General features: G+C 55.9%; 1 protein-coding gene. It reads left to right on the top strand.

Features of this window, described 5'->3' with window-relative positions; translation table 11 throughout:
- On the top strand, positions 1–204 hold a 204-nt coding region (locus AC3A5N_RS16025; protein ID WP_487738320.1), incomplete at both ends, for a type II CBASS E2 protein.

The following is a 204-nucleotide window of genomic DNA, read 5'->3' on the forward strand; positions in this document are numbered from 1 at the left end:
TCACGCCGGTGCACTCACTTGGGAATACAAGGTCAGACCGAGCCTGATTGGTCGAGAGTATTCTGTCCGCATCGAATTCCGGCAGGGTACCACTCCGCGTGTCTTTGTTATCGACCCTGATCTTTCGGAACTGGCAGGCGACAGAGAACTCCCGCACGTTTATCGCGACCCATTGCGCCTTTGTCTCATGCTGCCGAAGGCCTT

Source organism: Pelagerythrobacter sp. Soil_C_18, from assembly GCF_057657235.1.